This is a genomic window from Ancylobacter mangrovi (genome assembly GCF_024752335.1).
GTDB classification, from domain to species: domain Bacteria; phylum Pseudomonadota; class Alphaproteobacteria; order Rhizobiales; family Xanthobacteraceae; genus Ancylobacter; species Ancylobacter mangrovi.
In genome coordinates this window covers 606,106-625,512 of record NZ_JANTHY010000003.1, presented here as the reverse complement: position 1 = coordinate 625,512, position 19,407 = coordinate 606,106, and the positions used below count along the sequence as shown (strand labels likewise).

At 70.0% G+C, this 19,407-nt stretch carries 19 protein-coding genes; 16 read left to right on the top strand and 3 right to left on the bottom strand.

The window, feature by feature from the left end; all coding sequences use genetic code 11:
* Positions 1-7 precede the first annotated feature (7 nt).
* The gene (locus NVS83_RS12545; protein WP_374115059.1) at positions 8-1,282 is read right to left on the bottom strand and encodes a cytochrome-c peroxidase; all 1,275 of its coding nucleotides are present in this window, start codon (positions 1,280-1,282) and stop codon (positions 8-10) included.
* A gap of 241 nt (positions 1,283-1,523) precedes the next feature.
* On the opposite strand from NVS83_RS12545, the gene NVS83_RS12540 reads away from it, so the two are divergent.
* The 8 genes from NVS83_RS12540 (at position 1,524) to NVS83_RS12505 (ending at position 8,613) form a co-directional block, all read left to right on the top strand.
* Positions 1,524-3,050: an acid phosphatase gene (locus NVS83_RS12540; protein WP_258739598.1), complete on the top strand. Its 1,527-nt coding sequence runs from the start codon at positions 1,524-1,526 to the stop codon at positions 3,048-3,050.
* Between the two features lie 177 nt (positions 3,051-3,227).
* On the top strand, positions 3,228-3,605 hold the full coding sequence (locus tag NVS83_RS12535) for a COG4315 family predicted lipoprotein (RefSeq protein WP_258734819.1): 378 nt from the start codon (positions 3,228-3,230) through the stop codon (positions 3,603-3,605).
* Between the two features lie 87 nt (positions 3,606-3,692).
* Complete coding sequence (locus NVS83_RS12530; RefSeq protein WP_258734818.1) at positions 3,693-4,205, top strand: RNA polymerase sigma factor; 513 nt, start codon at positions 3,693-3,695, stop codon at positions 4,203-4,205.
* Positions 4,202-5,014, top strand: coding sequence for an anti-sigma factor family protein (locus NVS83_RS12525; RefSeq protein ID WP_258739597.1), 813 nt, complete (start codon positions 4,202-4,204; stop codon positions 5,012-5,014). Before NVS83_RS12530 ends, NVS83_RS12525 begins: the two co-directional genes overlap by 4 nt.
* Before the next feature lie 306 nt (positions 5,015-5,320).
* The gene (locus NVS83_RS12520) at positions 5,321-5,683 is read left to right on the top strand and encodes a DUF305 domain-containing protein (protein ID WP_309486202.1); all 363 of its coding nucleotides are present in this window, start codon (positions 5,321-5,323) and stop codon (positions 5,681-5,683) included.
* Between the two features lie 56 nt (positions 5,684-5,739).
* Positions 5,740-7,197 (top strand): YncE family protein, encoded by a 1,458-nt coding sequence (locus NVS83_RS12515; protein WP_258739596.1) that lies wholly within the window; start codon positions 5,740-5,742, stop codon positions 7,195-7,197.
* A gap of 79 nt (positions 7,198-7,276) precedes the next feature.
* On the top strand, positions 7,277-7,819 hold the full coding sequence (locus NVS83_RS12510) for a sigma-70 family RNA polymerase sigma factor (RefSeq protein WP_258739595.1): 543 nt from the start codon (positions 7,277-7,279) through the stop codon (positions 7,817-7,819).
* Positions 7,816-8,613 (top strand): anti-sigma factor family protein, encoded by a 798-nt coding sequence (locus NVS83_RS12505; RefSeq protein WP_258739594.1) that lies wholly within the window; start codon positions 7,816-7,818, stop codon positions 8,611-8,613. The genes NVS83_RS12510 and NVS83_RS12505 overlap by 4 nt, the downstream gene beginning before the upstream one ends.
* 36 nt (positions 8,614-8,649) lie before the next feature.
* Here NVS83_RS12505 and NVS83_RS12500 read toward each other — a convergent pair whose 3' ends face one another.
* Positions 8,650-9,456, bottom strand: coding sequence for an IclR family transcriptional regulator (locus NVS83_RS12500; protein ID WP_258739593.1), 807 nt, complete (start codon positions 9,454-9,456; stop codon positions 8,650-8,652).
* A 415-nt stretch (positions 9,457-9,871) separates the two neighbouring features.
* On the opposite strand from NVS83_RS12500, the gene NVS83_RS12495 reads away from it, so the two are divergent.
* The 4 genes from NVS83_RS12495 (at position 9,872) to NVS83_RS12480 (ending at position 13,374) form a co-directional block, all read left to right on the top strand.
* Positions 9,872-10,897: a 2-keto-3-deoxygluconate permease gene (locus tag NVS83_RS12495; protein WP_258739592.1), complete on the top strand. Its 1,026-nt coding sequence runs from the start codon at positions 9,872-9,874 to the stop codon at positions 10,895-10,897.
* A 134-nt stretch (positions 10,898-11,031) separates the two neighbouring features.
* Positions 11,032-11,442, top strand: a complete 411-nt coding sequence (locus tag NVS83_RS12490) for a GlcG/HbpS family heme-binding protein (protein WP_258739591.1) — start codon at positions 11,032-11,034, stop codon at positions 11,440-11,442.
* Between the two features lie 15 nt (positions 11,443-11,457).
* A complete protein-coding gene (locus NVS83_RS12485) occupies positions 11,458-12,447 on the top strand; it encodes a 2-hydroxyacid dehydrogenase (RefSeq protein WP_258739590.1) in 990 nt (329 codons plus the stop codon).
* A 36-nt stretch (positions 12,448-12,483) separates the two neighbouring features.
* On the top strand, positions 12,484-13,374 hold the full coding sequence (locus NVS83_RS12480) for a 2-hydroxy-3-oxopropionate reductase (RefSeq protein ID WP_258735094.1): 891 nt from the start codon (positions 12,484-12,486) through the stop codon (positions 13,372-13,374).
* On the opposite strand, the gene NVS83_RS12475 is transcribed toward NVS83_RS12480, so the two are convergent.
* Positions 13,358-13,900, bottom strand: a complete 543-nt coding sequence (locus NVS83_RS12475; protein WP_258739589.1) for a hypothetical protein — start codon at positions 13,898-13,900, stop codon at positions 13,358-13,360. The two genes, NVS83_RS12480 and NVS83_RS12475, sit on opposite strands and share 17 nt — an antisense overlap.
* On the opposite strand from NVS83_RS12475, the gene NVS83_RS12470 reads away from it, so the two are divergent.
* The 4 genes from NVS83_RS12470 to NVS83_RS12455 all read left to right on the top strand — a co-directional run bounded on the left by NVS83_RS12470 (position 13,877) and on the right by NVS83_RS12455 (position 19,390).
* Positions 13,877-14,293 (top strand): PadR family transcriptional regulator, encoded by a 417-nt coding sequence (locus tag NVS83_RS12470; RefSeq protein WP_258739588.1) that lies wholly within the window; start codon positions 13,877-13,879, stop codon positions 14,291-14,293. The two genes, NVS83_RS12475 and NVS83_RS12470, sit on opposite strands and share 24 nt — an antisense overlap.
* On the top strand, positions 14,293-14,925 hold the full coding sequence (locus tag NVS83_RS12465; protein WP_258739587.1) for an O-methyltransferase: 633 nt from the start codon (positions 14,293-14,295) through the stop codon (positions 14,923-14,925). The genes NVS83_RS12470 and NVS83_RS12465 overlap by 1 nt, the downstream gene beginning before the upstream one ends.
* A gap of 138 nt (positions 14,926-15,063) precedes the next feature.
* Entirely contained in the window at positions 15,064-16,269 is a 1,206-nt protein-coding gene (locus tag NVS83_RS12460; RefSeq protein ID WP_258739586.1) for an efflux RND transporter periplasmic adaptor subunit, read from the top strand.
* A gap of 10 nt (positions 16,270-16,279) precedes the next feature.
* Positions 16,280-19,390, top strand: coding sequence for a multidrug efflux RND transporter permease subunit (locus NVS83_RS12455; RefSeq protein ID WP_258739585.1), 3,111 nt, complete (start codon positions 16,280-16,282; stop codon positions 19,388-19,390).
* Positions 19,391-19,407 lie beyond the last annotated feature (17 nt).

Below are 19,407 nucleotides of genomic sequence, written 5' to 3'. Positions count from 1 at the left end.
TCCTCGCTCACCGGCTCGACGAGCCTCCCGCATGCGGGGGCTGGTAGCCGTCGTCCAGCGTCTTCAGGAAGGCGACCACGTCGTCGATCTCGGCCTCGGTAAGCGCCGGCCGGTCGCCCGGCTTGCCGCCGAAGGGCGGGTCCTGGTTGAGGTTCTGCCGGTAGCGCTCGGGCAGGTCGTCATAGATGGCCACGCTGCCGTCGGCCCGGCGCGGGTAGAAGCGCTCGGGCTGCACGTCGCGATAGACGTAGAAGGCCACCGCGTCGCGCAGGCTGGTGAACGCGCCGTTGTGGAAGAACGTCTTGCGTCGCGCCACGTTGCGCAGCGAAGGCGTCTTGAACAGGCCGCAATAGTCGGCCTCGCCGGCGAAGTCGGTGCGGTAGGGCCCGCACAGGCCGAGATCGTAGTAGTTCGGGTCCTTGTTGGCGGGAATGGCCCGGTTGCGCGGCAGGCCGAGCGCGATCATGCCGTAATCGGTGAACTGCGGCGGCGTGCCGGTGGCGTCCACCTGGCTGCGATGGCAGCTCGCGCAATTGCCCTTGTTCTCGTCCTCGAACAGCTTCAACCCGCGCGCCTCTGCGTCGCTCAGCGTCGCCTTGCCGGCGAGATAGGCGTCGAACTTGCTGGTGTAGGGATAGAAGGTGGCGGGGTCCTGCTCGAATGCTTCCAGCGCCGCCACCACGGTGCGGAACAGCGCGGCGTCGTCGCCTCCCCCGGAGAGCGCGCGCACCTCGCCCGCATAGGGCGCGGCGCGCACCGAGGCCACCACGGCGGCCGGGCTCGCATTCGCCATCTCGTTCGGCGCCAGCAGGGGAAAGCGCGCCTGGTCGCGCCCGCGATCCGCCCGCCCGTCCCAGTCGAGCCCGCCGGTCGGCCCATTGTCGACGCTGGGGTCGCCCTCCTCCTCGCCGTCGAACTCGTGCTCGGTGAAGGCGGGCGTCACCTCGATATAGGTCAGCGAGGGCACGGCGCGCACGCCCGGCTGGTCGAGATGCGGGCCGCCGAGGCGGATCGGCGCCGCATCCGCCGGCGAGAAGCCCGCCGACGGCGCGTGGCAGGAGGCGCAGGCCAGGGCGTGCGAGGCCGACAGGCTCGGGTCGAAGAACATCTTGCGCCCCAGTGTGGTGAGCGCGTCCGCCCGCGCATAGGCGTCCGCCCGCGACAGCACGCCCGAGACCGCCATCGCCGGCGCCCCCGCCATCGCCACAGTGAGCGCCGCGAGCAGACCGATGCCGGCGGCACGCAGCGAGCGGGAAACGCCAGCCCTGCGGGCGATCACCATCACGCACCGCGCCCCCTTCTCCTTCCGCTCCCTCGTCACGCTGCGCTCTCCCTCGAAACCGGACGCGCCGGCGCGCGTGCCGGTGAATCGTTGGGCCAGTTCCATGACAGCGGCGTGATGGCGGCCGCCGGAGGATCACGAAACTGCAATATGACAGGCGTAGCTAAGAATAATTCCAAGCGCTCGACGGCTTGTCTCGTGGCGTGTGCCAGTCGTTCGCCCGAAAGGTGGAGAAGAAAATATGCATCCGCTTCGCACGTTGCTCCTGACTGGCGCGTCACTGGTTGCCTTTGCGGCAACCATATCTTCCGCAGCGGCAGTCGATCTCGACAAGATCGATACGGTTGTGGTGATCTACGCGGAAAATCGTAGCTTCGACAATATCTACGGCACGTTCCCGGGCGCGCGCGGCCTTCAGGAGGTCACCCCCCAGGCGGCGCGGCAGGTGGATCGCGACGGCAAGCCGCTCGCCGAGCTTCCGGCCATCTGGGAGGGGCTCACCGCCAAGGGCGTGACGCCGGTCGTGACCCAGGCCAAGACCGAGCACCTGCCCAACGCGCCCTTCGCCATCGACGGCCCCAAGGGCTTCGACACCGCCGACAGCGTCATCACCCGCGACCTGTGGCACCGCTTCTATGAGGAGCAGATGCAGATCGACGGCGGCAGGAACGACAAGTTCGCCGCCTTCGCCGATTCCGGCGGGCTGGTGATGGGCAACTACGCCCATGCGCAGCAGCAATTGTGGGACGTGGCGAAGGAGTACACGCTGGCCGACAACTTCTTCCAGGGCGCGTTCGGCGGCTCCTTCCTCAACCATTTCGAGCTGATCTGCGCCTGCATCCCACGCTATCCCGACGCCGGGAACAGCCCGGCCAAGGGGCTGGTCTCCAAGGTCGAGCCAGACGGCGTGACCCTGACGCCGGCCGCCAACGCGCCCGGCTCGGCGATGGACGGCCCGCCCAAATTCGCCAACAGCTCGAACCTGACGCCGGACTTCTACGCGGTGAACACCATGCAGCCGCCATACCAGCCGAGCGGCAACCCGCCGACGGAGCAGTCCGGCCCGGCCTATGCCGACCCCTCGGTCGCCACCACCCTGCCGCCGCAGCATGACGTCACCATCGGCGACCTGCTCAGCGCCAAGGGCGTGGACTGGGCCTGGTATGCGGGCGCCTGGCAGGCGGCGCTGGACGGCAAGAACGCCAAGCCGGTGCCGAACTTCCAGTACCACCACCAGCCGTTCAACTATTTCGCCCAGTTCGCGCCCGGCACCCCGGCGCGGGCCGCGCATCTGCGCGACGGCGGCATGAACGGCACCGCCTTCATCGCCGACATCGACGCCGGCAAGCTGCCGGCCGTGACCTTCTACAAGCCGCAGGGCAACCTGAACCAGCACGCCGGCTACGCCTCGGTGGCGGCGGGCGACGCGCATATCGCCGACGTCATTGCCCACCTTCAGAAGAGCCCGCAATGGGGCCACATGCTGGTGGTGCTGACCTATGACGAGAATGGCGGCTTCTGGGACCATGTCGCCCCGCCCCGGGCCGACCGCTGGGGCCCGGGCTCGCGCATTCCCGCCCTCATCGTCTCGCCCTTCGCCCGGAAGGGCTTCGTCGACCACACCCAGTACGACACCACCTCGATCCTGCGCTTCATCACCGAGCGCTGGAACCTGCCGGTGCTGCCCGGCCTGATCGAGCGCGACGACGCGCTCGCCGCCCATCACCAGCCGCCCATGGGCGACCTCTCCGGCGCGCTCGACCTGTAGAGCGGCCGGTCTGTCCAAGCGCGAGGGCGGCCCGGCGGCCGCCCTTTTGCGTTGCTGCCGGGCGTCTGCCGCCCCGGGCCGCGAAAAAACTGCGCGGGAGCGAAATAGATCGCCCGCCCCGGCTGTCTCTCTGCTGCAGGTCGCGATCGCCGCGACGATGCAACAAGGAGAGAACCGATGCTGAAGACCCTTTCGCTTGCCGTCGTGATCATGGCCGCCGCCGCGGGCAGCGCCCTCGCCGCGCCGGCCATGGCCGGCAAAACCGCCAAGGGCGAGGCACTCGTGGACGCCCACGGCATGACGCTCTACACCTTCTCCAAGGACGGCAAGGACATGTCCGCCTGCAACGGCAAATGCGCCGAGAACTGGCCGCCGCTGATGGCCGCCAAGGGCGCCAAGGCCGAGGCCGGCTATTCGATCGTGACGCGCCAGGACGGCTCGCTGCAATGGGCCTACAAGGGCAAGCCGCTCTACACCTTCGTCAAGGACGAGAAGGCCGGGGACGCCTCCGGCGACGGCCTGCTCAACGGCGCCTGGCACGTCGCCAAGCCGTGATGCGAACGGCATCGGCGCCGGCCCACCCGGCGCCGGCGCCTTCCGGTCCGCGGCACCGGCAGGGAAGCGATCAGGGAAGCGATCGCCATGGCGAAGGCTGACAGGGACGAGCTGATCGAGGGCGAGATTCCCGCCCTGCGGCGCTACGCCTATGCGCTGACGCGCGACCACGAGGCCGCCGACGATCTGGTCCAGGACTGCCTCGAGCGCGCGCTCTCGCGCTGGCACCTGCATCGCGGCGCGGATGCGCTGAGGCCGTGGCTCTTCACCATCCTGCGCAACATCTTCATCAACGCCTACCATGCCGGCCGGCGGCGCGGCGCCAGCGTCCCGCTGGAGGAGGCGCCCGCGCCCGCCGTCTCGCCGGGCCAGGAAGGAGCGCTGGACGTGAAGGATGTCATGGCCGCGCTCGACCGGCTGCCGGAGGACTACCGCTCGCTGATCCTGCTCGTCGGCGTCGAGGAGTTCTCCTATTCGGAGGCCGCCGACATCCTCGCCATCCCGTCCGGCACCGTCATGTCGCGCCTCGCGCGGGCGCGCCGCAAGCTGCGCGAGCTTCTGGAGGGTGAGGCCATCCCATTCCTGCGGAGAGTCAAATGAAGGGCCCTCACACCCCGATCGGCGAGGACGATCTCCAGGCCTATATCGACGGGCGCATCGCGCAGGACCGCTTCGCCCTGGTCGAGACCTATCTCGACGAGCAGCCGGAGGTGCGCGCACGCCTTGAGCGCGAGCGCCGTCAGGTGGAGGTGCTGAGGGAACAGTTGCGGGCGAAGTTCGAGGAGCCTGTGCCCGCGCGCCTGCGCGTTTCCAGCATCCGCGCCGGCCGCCGGCGGCGCTCCCGCGGCTGGATGCGCGCGGCAGCCGCGGCGGTGCTGATCTTCGCGCTCGGCTGCGGCAGCGGCTGGGTGCTCGGGCGCGGCGCGCCGGCCGCGCCACCGGGATCGCGCCTCGCGGCGGCCGACGCGGTGTCGCAGGGCGCCATGGCCGCCTACCGCACCTATGTGGTGGAGGTGGCGCATCCGGTCGAGGTCGGCGCCGAGCACGAGAAGCATCTGATGACCTGGCTCTCGAAGCGGCTCGGCCGACCGCTCGAGGCGCCGGATCTCAGCGCCTTCGGCTACGCGCTGATGGGCGGGCGCCTGCTGCCGGCCCGCCGGGGCGCGGCGGCCCAGCTCATGTACGAGAACGCCGGCGGCGAGCGCCTGACCCTCTATGTGCAGGCCTCCGACGGCACGCAGACCGCGTTCCGCTTCTTCCGCGACGGCGATGCCTCGACGCTCGCCTGGCTCGACCAGGGCTTCGGTTTCGCGGTGACGGCGCCGCTCGCCCGCAACGCGCTGCTGCCGATCGCGGAAGCCATCTACCACGCCTTCGAGCCGGCCGGCCCGGCATCCGGGAATGGCTGAACCCACCCGCGATACCGGGGCCCGCGCGGTCCATCAAGCAGCCGTGACCGGCGGCGCGGCCCTTCCCGCTCCGTCGGCGGAATAATCCCCACCCGGCCCGCGTCTACGCCACCAGACGTTCATCACCGGACGAAGGAGTGGCCGATGACCGGCGCGATCCGCAGGACCTTCCGCAGAAACTTTGCCGGCAGCCTCCACCCCCTCCCGGGGTTCGCCCGCGGCGCGCTGGTCGGCGCGGCTCTGGCGCTGGGCGGCAGCGCCGTCCCGGGGCTCGCCCACGACATGAACGCCACGAACATGGGCGCGATGAACATGGACGCCACGAAAATGGCGGCTCCCGCGCCCGCTCCCGGCACCGACCCCGCCGCGCTCGCCGCCGAGCGGCCCTTCCTCGACGGCAATGATGCCGCCATGTCGACCATGATGGCCGGCATGGCGGTGGCGCCCACCGGCGACGTCGACAAGGACTTCGTCGACATGATGGTCCCGCACCACCAGGGCGCGATCGACATGGCGAAGCTCGAGCTGCGCTACGGCACCAACCAGAAGCTCAAATATCTCGCCCAGGAGATCATCGTCACGCAGCAGCAGGAGATCGCCGCGATGCGCCTCGCGGTGGGCGAGAAGCTGCCGCCCTCGACGCCCTCGCCCACCGGCACGGCCGACTAGGCCCCCGCCCACCCGGGCGCCGCCGCCTCCCCCATCCAAAACCTCAGGAAAATCCGATGAAGCGCATCCCCTTCCTGGCCGCGCTGGCCGGGACGCTGCTCGCCAGCGCCGCCGCCTTCGCGGGCCAGGCCCCCTATGCCGCTGCCGCGAAGGACATTCCGGTCAGCCATCGCGACCGCGTCTATGCCGCCGAGCAGTACTCCAATACGGTCTCGGTCACCGACCCGGCTAGCAACACGCTGCTCGGCGTCATCCGCCTCGGCGATCCCCAGCCAGGCAACCTCTCGCCGCTCTATCGGGGCCAGACCCTCGTCCACGGCATGGGCTTCTCGCCCGACAACCGGACGCTCGCCGTGGTCTCCACCGGCAGCAACTCGGTGACCTTCATCGACACCGCGACCAACACGGTGAAGCACACCACCTATCTCGGCCGCTCGCCGCACGAGGCGTTCTTCACCCCGGACGGCCGCGAGGTCTGGGTGACGGTGCGCGGCGAGGACTACGTCGCCGTGCTCGACGGCAAGACCTTCGAGGAGAAGACGCGCATCAAGGTGCCCGCCGGCCCCGGCATGCAGATCTTCTCGCCGGACGGCAAGTACGGCTATGTCTGCTCGTCCTTCAACCCGGAGACCGACGTGGTCGACGTCGCGACCCACAAGATCGTCGGCCGGGTGAAGCAGGCGAGCCCGTTCTGCCCCAACATCGCCGCCACGCCCGACGGCAAGCAGGTCTGGTTCACGCTCAAGGATGTCGGCAAGGTCCAGGTGTTCGACGCCCGCCCGCCCTTCAAGGTGCTGAAGACCATCGACAGCGGGCCGATCACCAACCACGTCAACTTCGCCCGCAACGCCAAGGGCAGCTTCGCCTATGTGACGATCGGCGGGCTCAACGAGGTCAAGGTCTACCGGACCGACACCTTCGAGGAGGTGGCGACCATCCCGGTCGGCGACCTGCCGCACGGCCTGTGGCCCTCGGGCGACGGCACGCGCGTCTATGTCGGCCTCGAGAACGCGGCGAAGCTCGCGGCCATCGACACGCTGACCAACAAGGTGGTGGCCGAGATCCCGATCGGCCAGGCGCCGCAGGCCGTCGCCTATGTGCCGGACGCGGTGCCGCAGGGTCCCGGCACGGCCAATCTGCAGCCGCTCGGCCTCGCCGGCGCGGTGGCGCATTTCCGCCTCTCCGCGCCCGGCGCGAAGGACGGCGCCAGCCCGACCAGCGTGGCGCTGTTCGACCAGGGGCTGACGCAGGTGCTGGAAGCCTCCGTCACCGGCCTCGAACCCGGCAGCCCCTACGTTCTGGCGCTCGCCGACAAGCCCGACGGCTCGGGCGATCTCGAACCGCTCGCCGCCTTCAAGGCCAATCCGGCGGGCTCGTCCATCGTCAACGCCGTCGGCCCGATCCGGCAGGTGGTGCAGGGCGGGAGCGCCGGCAGCCGGCGCTATCTGGTGATCGCCTCCGGCTCGATGGAGAAGATCGGCGCGCCGGTGCAGGTGCAGACCGCGGTCGAGTGAGCCGCCCGGCCCGCCGGCCTGTAGACTGCCGGCGGGCCGCCCCTCCACGCAGGGGCCGCCAACCCGAAAGAGACCTGTCATGGACGACATGGTGACCTTGCTCGAACCCCTGATCCCGCCGCTCCGGCGCTATGCGCGGGCGCTGATGCGGGACCGGGCGGCCGCCGACGACCTGGTGCAGGACTGCCTCGAGCTCGCCATCAGCCGCTGGCACCAGCGGCGCGAGGGCAGCGACGCCCGCTCCTGGACCTTCGCCATCCTGCACAACCTCGCGATCTCGCGCATGCGCCAGAGCAAGCGGCGCGGCGTGCACGTGCCGCTCGACGACCTGCAGCAGGACGCGGTGGCGCAGGCGCCGGACCAGGACCAGGGCCTGCGCCAGTACGACGTGATGAAGGCGCTCGACGCCCTGCCGGAGGAGCAGAAGAACGTGCTGCTCCTCGTCTCGGTGGAGGATCTGAGCTACGCCGAGGCCGCCCGCGTGCTGGACATCCCGATCGGCACCGTGATGAGCCGCCTCGCCCGCGCCCGCGAGCGCCTGCGCCACATCATGGAGCCGGGCGCGCAGGGTGGCGGCGAGGCCGGACAGGTGCTGCCGTTCCGCCAGCGGAGAATGACATGAACGCACGACCGATCAGCGAAGACGACCTCCAGGCCTATGTCGACGGCAGGCTCGACCCGGCGCGGCGGGGCGAGGTCGAGGACTATCTCGACACCCACCCGGAAGCCGGCGCGCGCGTCGCCGCCTATATGGACCAGCGCGACCAGCTCCGCGCCGCGCTTCGCCCTGTGGTCGAGGAGCCCGTCCCCTCCGAGCTGAACCTCGCCCGTCTGGTCGAGGAGCGGCGCCGCGGCCGGCAGGACCGCTTCGGCCGTTCCGCCCGCTCCTGGCGCGACCTTGCCGCCGCGGTGGTGCTGCTCGGCGTCGGCCTTGCCGGGGGATGGGTGGTGCATGGCCGCGTCGCCGGCCCGGCCGAGGGAGTGAACGCGCTCGCCAGCGAGGCGGCGGACAGCTACTCCGTGTTCGCCGCCGACCGGGTCCGCCCGGTCGAGATCGCCGCCGCCGACAGCAGCGACCTCGTCTCCTGGACCTCGGACCGGCTGCGCCACCCCGTGAAGATCCCGGATCTGAAGCCCTCCGGCTACCGCTTCATGGGCGGGCGGCTGGTGCCGACCGCGCACGGGCCGGCTTTGATGCTGATGTATGACGACGACAAGGGCACGCGACTGGTCATGGTCACGCGGCCGATGGCGGCCGACAGGAACGCGCTGATGTCGCAGACCCGCACCGGCGACCTCACCGGCTTCAGCTGGGCCCATGACGGCATCGGCTACAGCCTCGTCGGCCCGGTCGCGCCCGGCGACCTGCACCCGATCGCCGACGAGATCCGCCGGCAGGTCGGCCAGAGCGTCTGATCCCGCGCGGGCGTCCTTCCGCCGCCCGCGCGCCGGTCAGCCCACCGGCAGCGCCGGCTCCGGCGCGCCGCGATAGCCGAGCTCGCGCGAGATGCTGCCCGCCGTGCCACGCACCGCGCCGGCCAGCGTGTCGATGTGCTCCGGGCCGATGTCCAGCACCGTGCCCACCACGCTGATCGCCGCCACCACGCGCCCGCGCAGATCCAGCACCGGCGCGGCGATGCAGCGTATGTTGGGGTTGTCCTCCTCGTCGTCGAGCGCCCAGCCCTGTTCGCGCACCAGCGCGAGATGGGCGTGGTAGGCCGCCGGGTCGGTGATGGTCTTCGGCCCCTTGGGCTCCCAGGTCGCGTGCTGCAGCCGGTCGCGTATGTCGGCCTCCGGCAGCCAGGCCAGCAGCACCTTGCCGAGGGAGGAACTGTGCAGCGACAGGCGCTTGCCGACCCAGGTATTGACCCGGATCTCGCGCTGGCCCTCGACCTTCAGGAGATAGATCGCCGCGTGCCCTTCCAGCACGCCGAGATGGCAGGTGAGCTGCAGCTCGCGCGACATGCGGCGCAGGCTCGGCAGCGCCTGGTGCTCGATCTGGCGCTGACCGGCGGCGAGCGCGCCGAGTTCCAGCAGCCGCAGGCCGAGCACATAGCCGCGCTGCTCGTTCATCTGCAGCGCGCCGAGCTGGCACAGCGTGTTGATGAGGTGGTGGCAGCTGCTGCCCGGCAGGCCGAGGCGCGCGCGGATCTCGGCGAAGCGCAGGCCCGGCTCCTCGGCCAGCAGCTCGAGAATGGCGAACCCCTTGCTCAGCGCCGGCGCCGAAGACTTCGTCGCGTCCGTATGCCCGTCGGCCATCACCTGCTCCAGAACGTCGCACCCGCCGCCCGCGGCCGCGGAACGGTGCCGTTGCGGGCTTCTACCCCATTGATCTCCTCCGGCAACACAACTAGCATATCCGTATAACGAATTATAGTTCCACATATGGAATTATCTAGGGAGACCGGGTCCATGCACCCATGCCGCCATGCTCGTGGGGTAGGCACGCGCCCGCCCCATCGTTCGCCGCACTGACAGCTCAACAAAAAATCCGGCGAAACGCCGGCACCTGAAACCAGCCTTCTCGATGGAAACGGGCCGGTCCTGCCGTCGCGCGGGCGGGCCGCCGCATGGCCATAGGTAGTATTTTATTACCTTTACGCTACGGAAAGCGCCTCGCTGGGCGCGTTTCCGGGGCCGCTGTCGACGAATCAAGAAGTCAGAGGAAATGCCCATGAAGATCTACCAGACCATCACCAAGGTGCCCGGGGGGCTCATGGTCGTGCCGCTGTTCCTCGGCATGATCATCAACACCTTCTGCCCCAACCTGCTCAAGATCGGCGGCTTCACCGAGGCGCTCAGCGGCGCCGGCTACCCGACCGTGCTCGGCATGTACCTCTTCACGGTCGGCACCAAGATGACCTTCAACGCCGCCCCGCGCATGCTGAAGCGCGGCTTCGGCATCCTGTTCGCCAAGGTCGCCGTGGCGATGCTGATCTCGCTGTCGGTGGCGAAGTTCTTCGGCGGCGAACTGTTCGGCCTCTCCACCCTCGCCCTGCTGGTGGCCATGAGCGACACCAATGGCGGCATGTTCATGGCCCTCACCAGTGCCATGGGCAACAAGGAGGACGCCGGCACCTATGTGGCGCAGAGCATCGAGACCGGCCCGTTCCTGACCATGGTGATCCTGGTCGGCGCCGGCCTCGCCAACATCCCCTGGCTGTCGATGGTCTCGGTGGTCGCGCCCATCTTCGCCGGCGCCATACTCGGCAATCTCGACGGCGACCTGCGCGAGTTCTTCGGCTCCAAGGAAGGGCTGGTGGTGCCGTTCATGGCCTTCACGCTGGGCCAGAACATCAACCTGAACAACGTCGTCGCCGGCGGCCTCTCGGGCATCTTCCTCGGCCTGCTGGTGTTCGTCGTCACCGGCATCTGCTGCGTCTTCGCCGACAAGATGCTCGGCGGCTCGGGCGTCGCCGGTGCCGCGGCCTCCAGCACCGCCGGCAATGCCGCCGCCGTGCCCAAGGCCATCGCCGCCGCCGACCCCTCCTATGCCGCGATCGCGCCGGTCGCGACCGTGCAGGTGGCGGCCTCGGTCATCGTCACCGCCGTGCTCACGCCGCTGCTCACCGCCTATGTCTACCGCAAGGTGCAGAAGCGGAACGCCCAGCGGCTGGCGGAGGGAATGGTCGCCACCGACGAGACCGCGCCCCCGCCGCTGGTGACCGACCGCCCCGCCTATGAGCAGGGCAAGCCCTGACGGCTTCTCCCGACAGCTCCCACCCTGCCTGAGCCCCTGGCCGCGCCCGCCCGGCGTGGCCGGGGACGAAACCGCCGCGCGGGACCGGGATCCCTCCCGCCCCGCCGGCCCCGAACCGTGAAAGGCGCTTCCCCATGGAGACGATCGACTACGAACAGGCCCGGCGCATGGTCGCCGACGCCCTCGCCCGCGCGGCCGCCGAATACGGCCGGCCGATCTGCGCCGCCGCCTGCGACGCACAGGGCTTCCTGCTCGCCTTCGCCCGGGCCGACGGCGCCCCGGTACGCAGCATCGCCCTGTCGCAGGGCAAGGCCTATTCGGCCGCGCGCATGGGCGTGGGCACGGACGCCTTCCTCGCCCGCCTGCACCGCGAGAACATCCCGGCGAGCTATTTCTGCGATCCCGCCCTCACCGCGCTGCCGGGCGGCGCGGTGGTGAAGAACGCCGCCGGCCGCCTCCTGGGCGCCGTCGGCATCAGCGGCCTCGCGCCGGAGGAGGACCAGGCCATCGCCGACCTCCTCGCCGCCTCCCTCGACACCCACTGATCCAGGATCCGATCCATGACGAGCCGCAAATCCGTCTATGTGACGCGCGCCATTCCCTCGCAGACCATCGAGGAGCTGCGCGCCCATTTCGACGTGGAGGTCAATCCCGAGGACCGGGCGCTGAGCCGCGACGAACTGAAGGAGCGCCTCAAGGGCCGGGACGCCGCGATCACGCTCCTGACCGACACCATCGACGGCGAGGTGCTCGACGCCGCCGGCCCGCAGCTTCGCGTCGTCGCCAACTACGCGGTCGGCTTCAACAATTTCGACCTCGCCGCCGCCACCAGGCGCGGCGTCGTCCTCACCAACACGCCCGGCGTGCTGGACGATGCCACCGCCACCCACACCATGACGCTGCTGCTCGCCACCGCCCGGCGGATCGCCGAGTCCGACGCCTTCGTCCGCCAGGGCCGATGGCAGGGATGGGCGCCGATGACCTTCGTCGGGCTCGACGTCGACCGCCAGACGCTGGGCATCGCCGGGCTCGGGCGCATCGGCCGCAACGTCGCCCGCAAGGCGCGCGGCTTCGACATGAACATCATCTATGCCGACATGCACCGCGACGCCGACTTCGAGGCCGAGACCGGCGCCCGCCATGTCGACAAGCCGACGCTGCTGCGCGAATCCGACTTCCTCACCCTGCACGTCCCGCTGCTGCCCGAGACCCACCACTACATCGGCGCGGACGAGCTGCGGGCGATGAAGAAGACCGCCGTGCTCATCAATGCGAGCCGCGGCCCGGTGGTGGACGAGCCGGCGCTGGTCGAGGCGCTGAAGGCCGGCGAGATCTGGGGCGCGGGGCTCGACGTGTTCGAGGACGAGCCCGCCCTCGCGCCCGGCCTCGCCGGGCTGGCCAACGTGGTCGTCGTGCCGCACATCGCCTCCGCGACGCCGCAGACGCGGCTCGCCATGGGCCGCATCGCCGCGACCAACATCATCGAGGTGCTGCACGGGCGTGCGCCCGGGACCTGCGTCAACCCCGACGTGCTCAAGGTCACGGCCTGACCGCAGCGAAACACGCAGGAAAGCGAGGACGAAACGATGGCGAAGGTTGGATTTGTAGGTCTCGGGATCATGGGCGCGCCGATGGCGGGTCACCTGATCGACGCGGGCCACACGCTTTATCTGTACGACATCAAGCCGGTCCCGGCGGACCTGACAGGCAAGGGCGGCATCGCCTGCGCCAACGGGACCGAGGTGGCGTCGAACGCCGACATCATCATCATCATGGTGCCCGACACCCCGCATGTGGGGGCGGCGCTGTTCGGCGAGGGCGGCATCGCCGCCGGCCTGTCGGCGGGCAAGATCGTGGTCGACATGTCGTCGATCGCCCCGGTCGAGACCAAGGAATACGCGAAGAAGGTCAACGCGCTCGGCTGCGACTATCTCGACGCGCCGGTGTCGGGCGGCGAGGTCGGGGCCAAGGCGGCCTCGCTGACCATCATGGTAGGCGGGCCGGACAAGGCGTTCGAGACGGTGAAGCCGCTGTTCGAGAAGATGGGCAAGAACATCACGCTGGTGGGCGGCAACGGCGACGGTCAGACCACCAAGGTGGCGAACCAGATCATCGTGGCGCTGACCATCCAGGCGGTGGGCGAGGCGCTGCTGTTCGCCTCCAAGGCGGGGGCGGACCCGGCCAAGGTGCGCCAGGCGCTGATGGGGGGCTTCGCCAATTCGCGGATCCTCGAGGTGCATGGCGAGCGGATGGTGAAGCGGACCTTCGACCCCGGCTTCCGGATCGAGCTGCACCAGAAGGACCTGAACCTGGCGCTGAACGGGGCGCGCCAGCTGCAGATGGCGCTTCCCGCGACCGCGGTGGCGCAGCAGCTGTTCTCGGCCTGCGCGGCCAATGGCGGGGCGGCGTGGGATCACTCGGCGCTGGTCAAGGCGCTGGAGATGATGGCCAACCACACCGTCATGCCCGACGCCTGATGGGCGGCATGTTCGCGGACGACGACGACATTCGGGGGCGCTGGACGCCCCCGAAACTTTTTCCGGCGCAAGCTCCGCGCCTCGCGCAAATCCAGCGGCCGCCAGCCTTTTCCGCGCTCTGGTCGCGCCGGAGCGGGGCGACTGAAGCGGCATATCTCGATATATCTTGATTTACGATATATCGAGATATATATCCCGTCGCATGAAACACACCGACAACGAACACGACGATCACCCTTCCCACGAACCGCACCACCGCCGCGGCCGCCATCGCGGGCACGGCCCCCACGAACACGGTCATCACGAACACGGTCATCACGAACACGGTCATCACGAACACGGTCACGACCGTCACGGCGAAGGGCGCCACGGGCGCGGCCCTGGCGGCCCCGAGGGGCCTGACGCCGAACATCACCGCCCGGAGCGTCACGGCCACGGCCGCCGGCGCCATGGCGGCGACCGGGCCTTCAACTATGGCGAGCTGCGGCTGCTGACGCTGGACATGCTCGCCGAGCAGCCGCGCCACGGCTACGAGCTGATGCGCGCCATCGAGGCGCGGATGGGCGGCAGCTACAGCCCGAGCCCGGGCGTGATCTACCCCACCCTGTCCTGGCTGGAGGACATGGGCTATGCCCGCATCGCCGCCGAGGAGGGAGGGCGCAAGCGCTACGGCCCGACCGAGGAGGGCACCGCCTTCCTCACCGCCAACCGCGCCGCGCTCGACGCCCTGCTGGCGCGCATCGGCGGCGCCGGCCCCGGCTCCCGGCACGGCGACGTGCCGGCCCCGGTGATCGAGGGCATGGACTCACTGAAGCGCGCGCTGCGCCACCGCCTGCGGCGCGGCGATATCGACGAGGCCGCCGCCGGCACCATCGCCGATGCCCTCAACACCGCGGCGCAAACCATCGAGCAGAGCTGATGGACGACAGGATCGACGCCGTCCTCGACGTCTATCACGAGATGATCCGACGCGAGCAGGACGAGCGCGAACGGGAGCGGCGGGGCCATGCGCCCCGCCCTGCCGAGGACGGGATCGACCGCCGGCTGCTCGCCGTCGGCCCGCAGACCGGCCGCTTCATCAACCTGCTGGCGCGCAGCCTGAGCGCGCCGGCCATCCTCGAGCTCGGCACCTCCTACGGCTATTCCGGCATCTGGCTGGCCGAGGCCGCGCGCGCCTCCGGCGGCCGGCTCGTGACGATGGAGGCGAAGGACTACAAATCCGCCTTCGCCCGCGAGATGTCGGCAAAGGCGGGCCTTGCCGAGCATGTCGAGTTCCGCGTCGGCGACGCGGTGGAGATGATCGGCGACCTGCCGGCGGGGCTCGACTTCGTCCTGCTCGACCTGCCCAACCAGCTCTATTTGCCGGCCCTCGAGGCGTTCGCCCCCAAGCTCAATCCCGGCGCCATCATCGTCGCCGACAATATCCGCCCGGGACGGCGGGACGTCGCCGCCTATCTCGACGCGGTGCGCGGCCCGCCCGACATGGCGAGCCTGCCGGTGCCGGTCGGCAACGGGCTGGAGATCAGCCGCTTCAGGGCGTTCGAAAGCTGAGGTAATGCCGCGCGGAAAGGCAAGATTTCCCCGCCGCGTGACCTGCCCCAACGTAGCCCATGTGAACGCGAATTAATGTGACTATGACAGGGTTGCTGGGCAACATCATGCATCGTCAGCGGCGAACACGGTCCCCTAATGTCGGCAAGAGATGACTCCCCTTCGCGCGGTCGAGCGATCGTCCGCTCGCTGCTGCTGCTCGTCGGCCTCGCCGTGCTGGGCGCCGGCTTCTTCGTCTGGCGCGAGAGCGCCGCACGCGCCGCCGCCCCGAACCCCGCCACCGTCCGGCAGGCGGCGCCGGTCCCGGTCACGGTGGCCACCGTCGCCCGCCGCGACATGCCGGTGGTGCTGAGCGGCCTCGGCACGGTCCAGGCCTCGCAGACCATCAACATCCACGCCCGCGTCGACGGCACGCTGCAATCGGTCGACTTCACCGAGGGCCAGGACGTCAAGGCCGGCGACGTGCTCGCCAAGCTCGACCCGCGCCTCGCCGAGGCTTCGCTCGGCCAGGCACAGGCGACCAAGGAGAAGGACACCGCGCAGCTGCGCGGCGCCGAGGCCGACCTCAACCGCTACACCGAGCTCGCGCAGAAGGACTTCGCCAGCAAGCAGCAGCTCGACCAGCAGCAGGCGACGGTCGACCAGCTCAAGGCGACCATTTCCGCCGACGACGCCGCCATCCGCAGCGCGCAGACCACGCTCGGCTACATGACCATCACCGCCCCGGCCGACGGGCACATGGGCATCCGCCAGGTCGACGCCGGCAACATCGTCCACGCCACCGACAGCACGCCGATCGCCGTGCTCACCACGCTGAAGCCGGTGGCGGTGGTCTTCACCCTGCCGGAGAAGAACCTCGGCGCGGTGCAGCGGGCGATGGCGAAGGGCCCGCTCACCGTCGTCGCCCGCGGCGAGGACGGCAGCGCGCTCGGCACCGGCACGCTCGCCGTGGTCGACAACCAGATCGACACCAGCACCGGCACGCTGCGGCTCAAGGCGATCTTCACCAACCAGGACGAACGCCTGTGGCCGGGCGCCTTCGTGCATGTCGACCTCACCGTCGACAAGCTGAAGGACGTGCTCGCGGTCCCGGTGGCCGCGGTGCAGCGCGGGCCGGACGGGCTGTTCGCCTGGGTCATCGACACCGGCGACAAGGCGACCGTGCGGCCGATCGAGACCAGCCAGGTCGCGCGCGGCTTCGCCAAGGTCGAGAAGGGGCTGACGGAAGGCGAGCGCGTCGTCACCGACGGCCAGTACCGGCTGCGCCCGAACGCGCATGTGGCCGCGACCGACGCCGGGCCGAAGGAGGAATTATCCTCGGCCGCCGCCCCGGCGGCGCCGTGAGCGCCCAGCCATGAACATCTCGGCCCCCTTCATTCAGCGTCCCATCGCCACCTCGCTGCTGATGGCGGCGCTGGCGGTGCTCGGCGTCATCGCCTACCAGCTGTTGCCGGTGGCGCCGCTGCCGCAGGTCGACTTCCCCACCATCCAGGTCTCGGCGAGCCTGCCCGGCGCCAGCCCGGACACCATGGCCTCCGCCGTCGCCTCGCCGCTGGAGCGGCGCTTCGGCCAGATCGCCGGCATCACCCAGATGACCTCGACCTCGACGCTGGGGTCGACCTCGATCACGCTGCAATTCGCGCTCGACCGCGACATCGACGCCGCCGCGCAGGACGTGCAGGCAGCCATCACCGCCGCCCAGCGCCAGCTTCCCGACGATCTCTCCACCCCGCCGAGCTACCGCAAGGTGAACCCGGCCGACGCGCCGATCATGATCCTCGCTGCGCGCTCCGATACCATGCCGATCACGGCGGTGGATGATTTCGCCGACAACGTGCTGGCCCAGCGCCTGTCGCAGGTGCAGGGCGTGGCGCAGGTCATCATCGGCGGCGAGCAGAAGCCGGCAGTGCGGGTGCAGCTCGACCCGGCGCGGCTCGCCGCCAGCGGGCTGACCTTCGAGGACGTGCGTTCCACGCTCGCCGATTCCACCGCACAGGCGGCCAAGGGCGCGATCAACGGCGCGGTGCGCAGCTTCACCATCGCCGCCAACGACCAGATCGTGAAGGCGTCGGACTATGACGATGTGATCCTCGCCTACCGCAACGGCGCGCCGATCCGCGTGCGCGACGTCGGCCATGCGGTGGAGGGCCCGGAGAATGTCGACGTCGCCGCCTGGAGCACCGACAAGCGGGCGGTGGTGCTGCTGGTGTTCAAGCAGCCGGGCGCCAACGTCATCGAGACCGTCGACGCCATCAAGGCGACGCTGCCCAAGCTCGACGGCATCATCCCCGCCGGCATCACCATCGACACCATCGTCGACCGCACCACCACCATCCGCGCCTCGGTCGAGGATGTGCAGTTCACGCTGATCCTGACCATCGCGCTGGTGGTGATGGTGATCCTGCTGTTCCTGCGCAACATCCGCGCGACACTGATCCCGGCGGTGGTGGTGCCGATCTCGCTCGCCGGCAGCGCGGCGGTGATGTACGCGCTCGGCTTCAGCCTCGACAACCTGTCGCTGATGGCGCTCACCATCGCCGTCGGCTTCGTGGTCGACGACGCCATCGTGGTGGTCGAGAACATCGTGCGCCACATGGAGGAGGGCGAGGCGGCCTATCCGGCGGCGCTGAAGGGCGCGCGCGAGATCGGCTTCACCGTGCTGTCGATCAGCATCTCGCTGGTGGCGGTGTTCATCCCGCTGCTGCTGATGGGCGGCATCGTCGGCCGGCTGTTCCGCGAGTTCTCGCTCACCGTCACCGCCGCCATCGCGGTCTCGGCGCTGGTCTCGCTGACGCTGACGCCGATGCTGTGCTCGCGCTTCCTCAAGCCCCCGCGCCACACCCATGGCCGGGTCTACCGCTTCGTCGAGGCGGGCTTCGACGGGCTGCTCGGCTTCTACGAGCGCACGCTCGCCCTCGCGCTGCGCTGGCGCTTCTTCACGCTGATGGTGTTCTTCACCACCATCGCGCTCACTGGCTGGCTGTTCGTGGTGGTGCCCAAGGGCTTCTTCCCGACCCAGGACATCGGCGTTATCACCGGCCTCTCCGAGGCGGCGCAGGACATCTCGCCCGACGAGATGAAGCGCGTGCAGCAGGCGCTCGGCGCGGTGATCGCCAAGGACCCGGCGGTGGCCGCCTTCGGCTCGGTGCTCGGTGCCGGCGGGGCGAAGACCTCGAACACCGGGCGCTTCTTCATCGCCCTGAAGCCGCGCGACCAGCGCGACGCCTCGGCGCTGCAGGTCATCAACCGGCTGCGCCCGAAGTTGCAGCAGGTCACCGGCGCGGCGGTGTTCCTGCAGCCGGCGCAGGACATCAATGTCGGCGGGCGCATCTCGCGCGCGCAGTACCAGTACACGCTGACCGACGTCGACCTCGCCGAGCTCGACGAATGGGCGCCCAAGCTGCTGGCCAAGCTGCGCCAGATCCCCGAGCTGACCGACGTCACCAGCGACCAGCAGGGCAGCGCGCCGCAGGTCAAGATCACCATCGACCGCGACCGCGCCGCCCGCTTCGGCATCCAGCCCGCGGTGATCGACGCCACGCTGAACGACGCCTTCGGCCAGCGACAGGCGACGCAGTACTTCACCCAGCTCGATTCCTACTCCGTCATCATCGAGGCGACGCCCGAGCAGCAGAAGCACATCGGCACGCTGGACGAGATCTATGTGAAGTCGCCGACCACCGGGCAGGCGATCCCGCTCTCCACCCTCGTCACCCTCGACGCCAAGGCGGTGGGCCCGCTCTCGGTCTCGCACCAGGCGCAGTTCCCGGCGGTGACGCTGTCCTTCAACCTGAAGCCCGGCGTCTCGCTCGGCGAGGCGGTCGCCGCCATCAACGCCGCCTCGGCCGAGCTCGGCGCGCCCTCCACAATCGGCGGCAGCTTCCAGGGCAGCGCGCAGGTGTTCCAGAGCGCGCTGGCGAGCGAGCCGGCGCTGATCGCCGCCGCGCTGTTCGCCGTCTACATCATCCTCGGCGTGCTCTATGAGAGCTACATCCACCCGCTGACAATCCTGTCGACCCTGCCCTCGGCCGGCGTCGGCGCGCTGCTGGCGCTGTGGGGCGGCGGCTTCGACCTGTCGGTGATCGGCATCATCGGCATCATCCTGCTGATCGGCATCGTGAAGAAGAACGGCATCATGATGGTCGACTTCGCCATCGCCGCCGAACGCGAGCGGGGATTGGGGCCGGAGCAGGCGATCGCCGAGGCCTGCCGGCTGCGCTTCCGCCCGATCCTGATGACGACCATGGCGGCGCTGCTCGCCGGCGTGCCGCTGATGCTGGGAAGCGGCACGGGCGCGGAGCTGCGCCAGCCGCTCGGTTACGCCATGGTCGGCGGCCTCGCGCTCAGCCAGGTGCTGACGCTCTACACGACGCCGGTGGTCTATCTCTACCTCGCCCGGTTCCAGACCTGGCTGGCGAGCCGGGCCGAGGCGGGCACCGGGGCCGGAACCGTGCCCGCCGAATAGCGGCCTCGCCGCCGGCG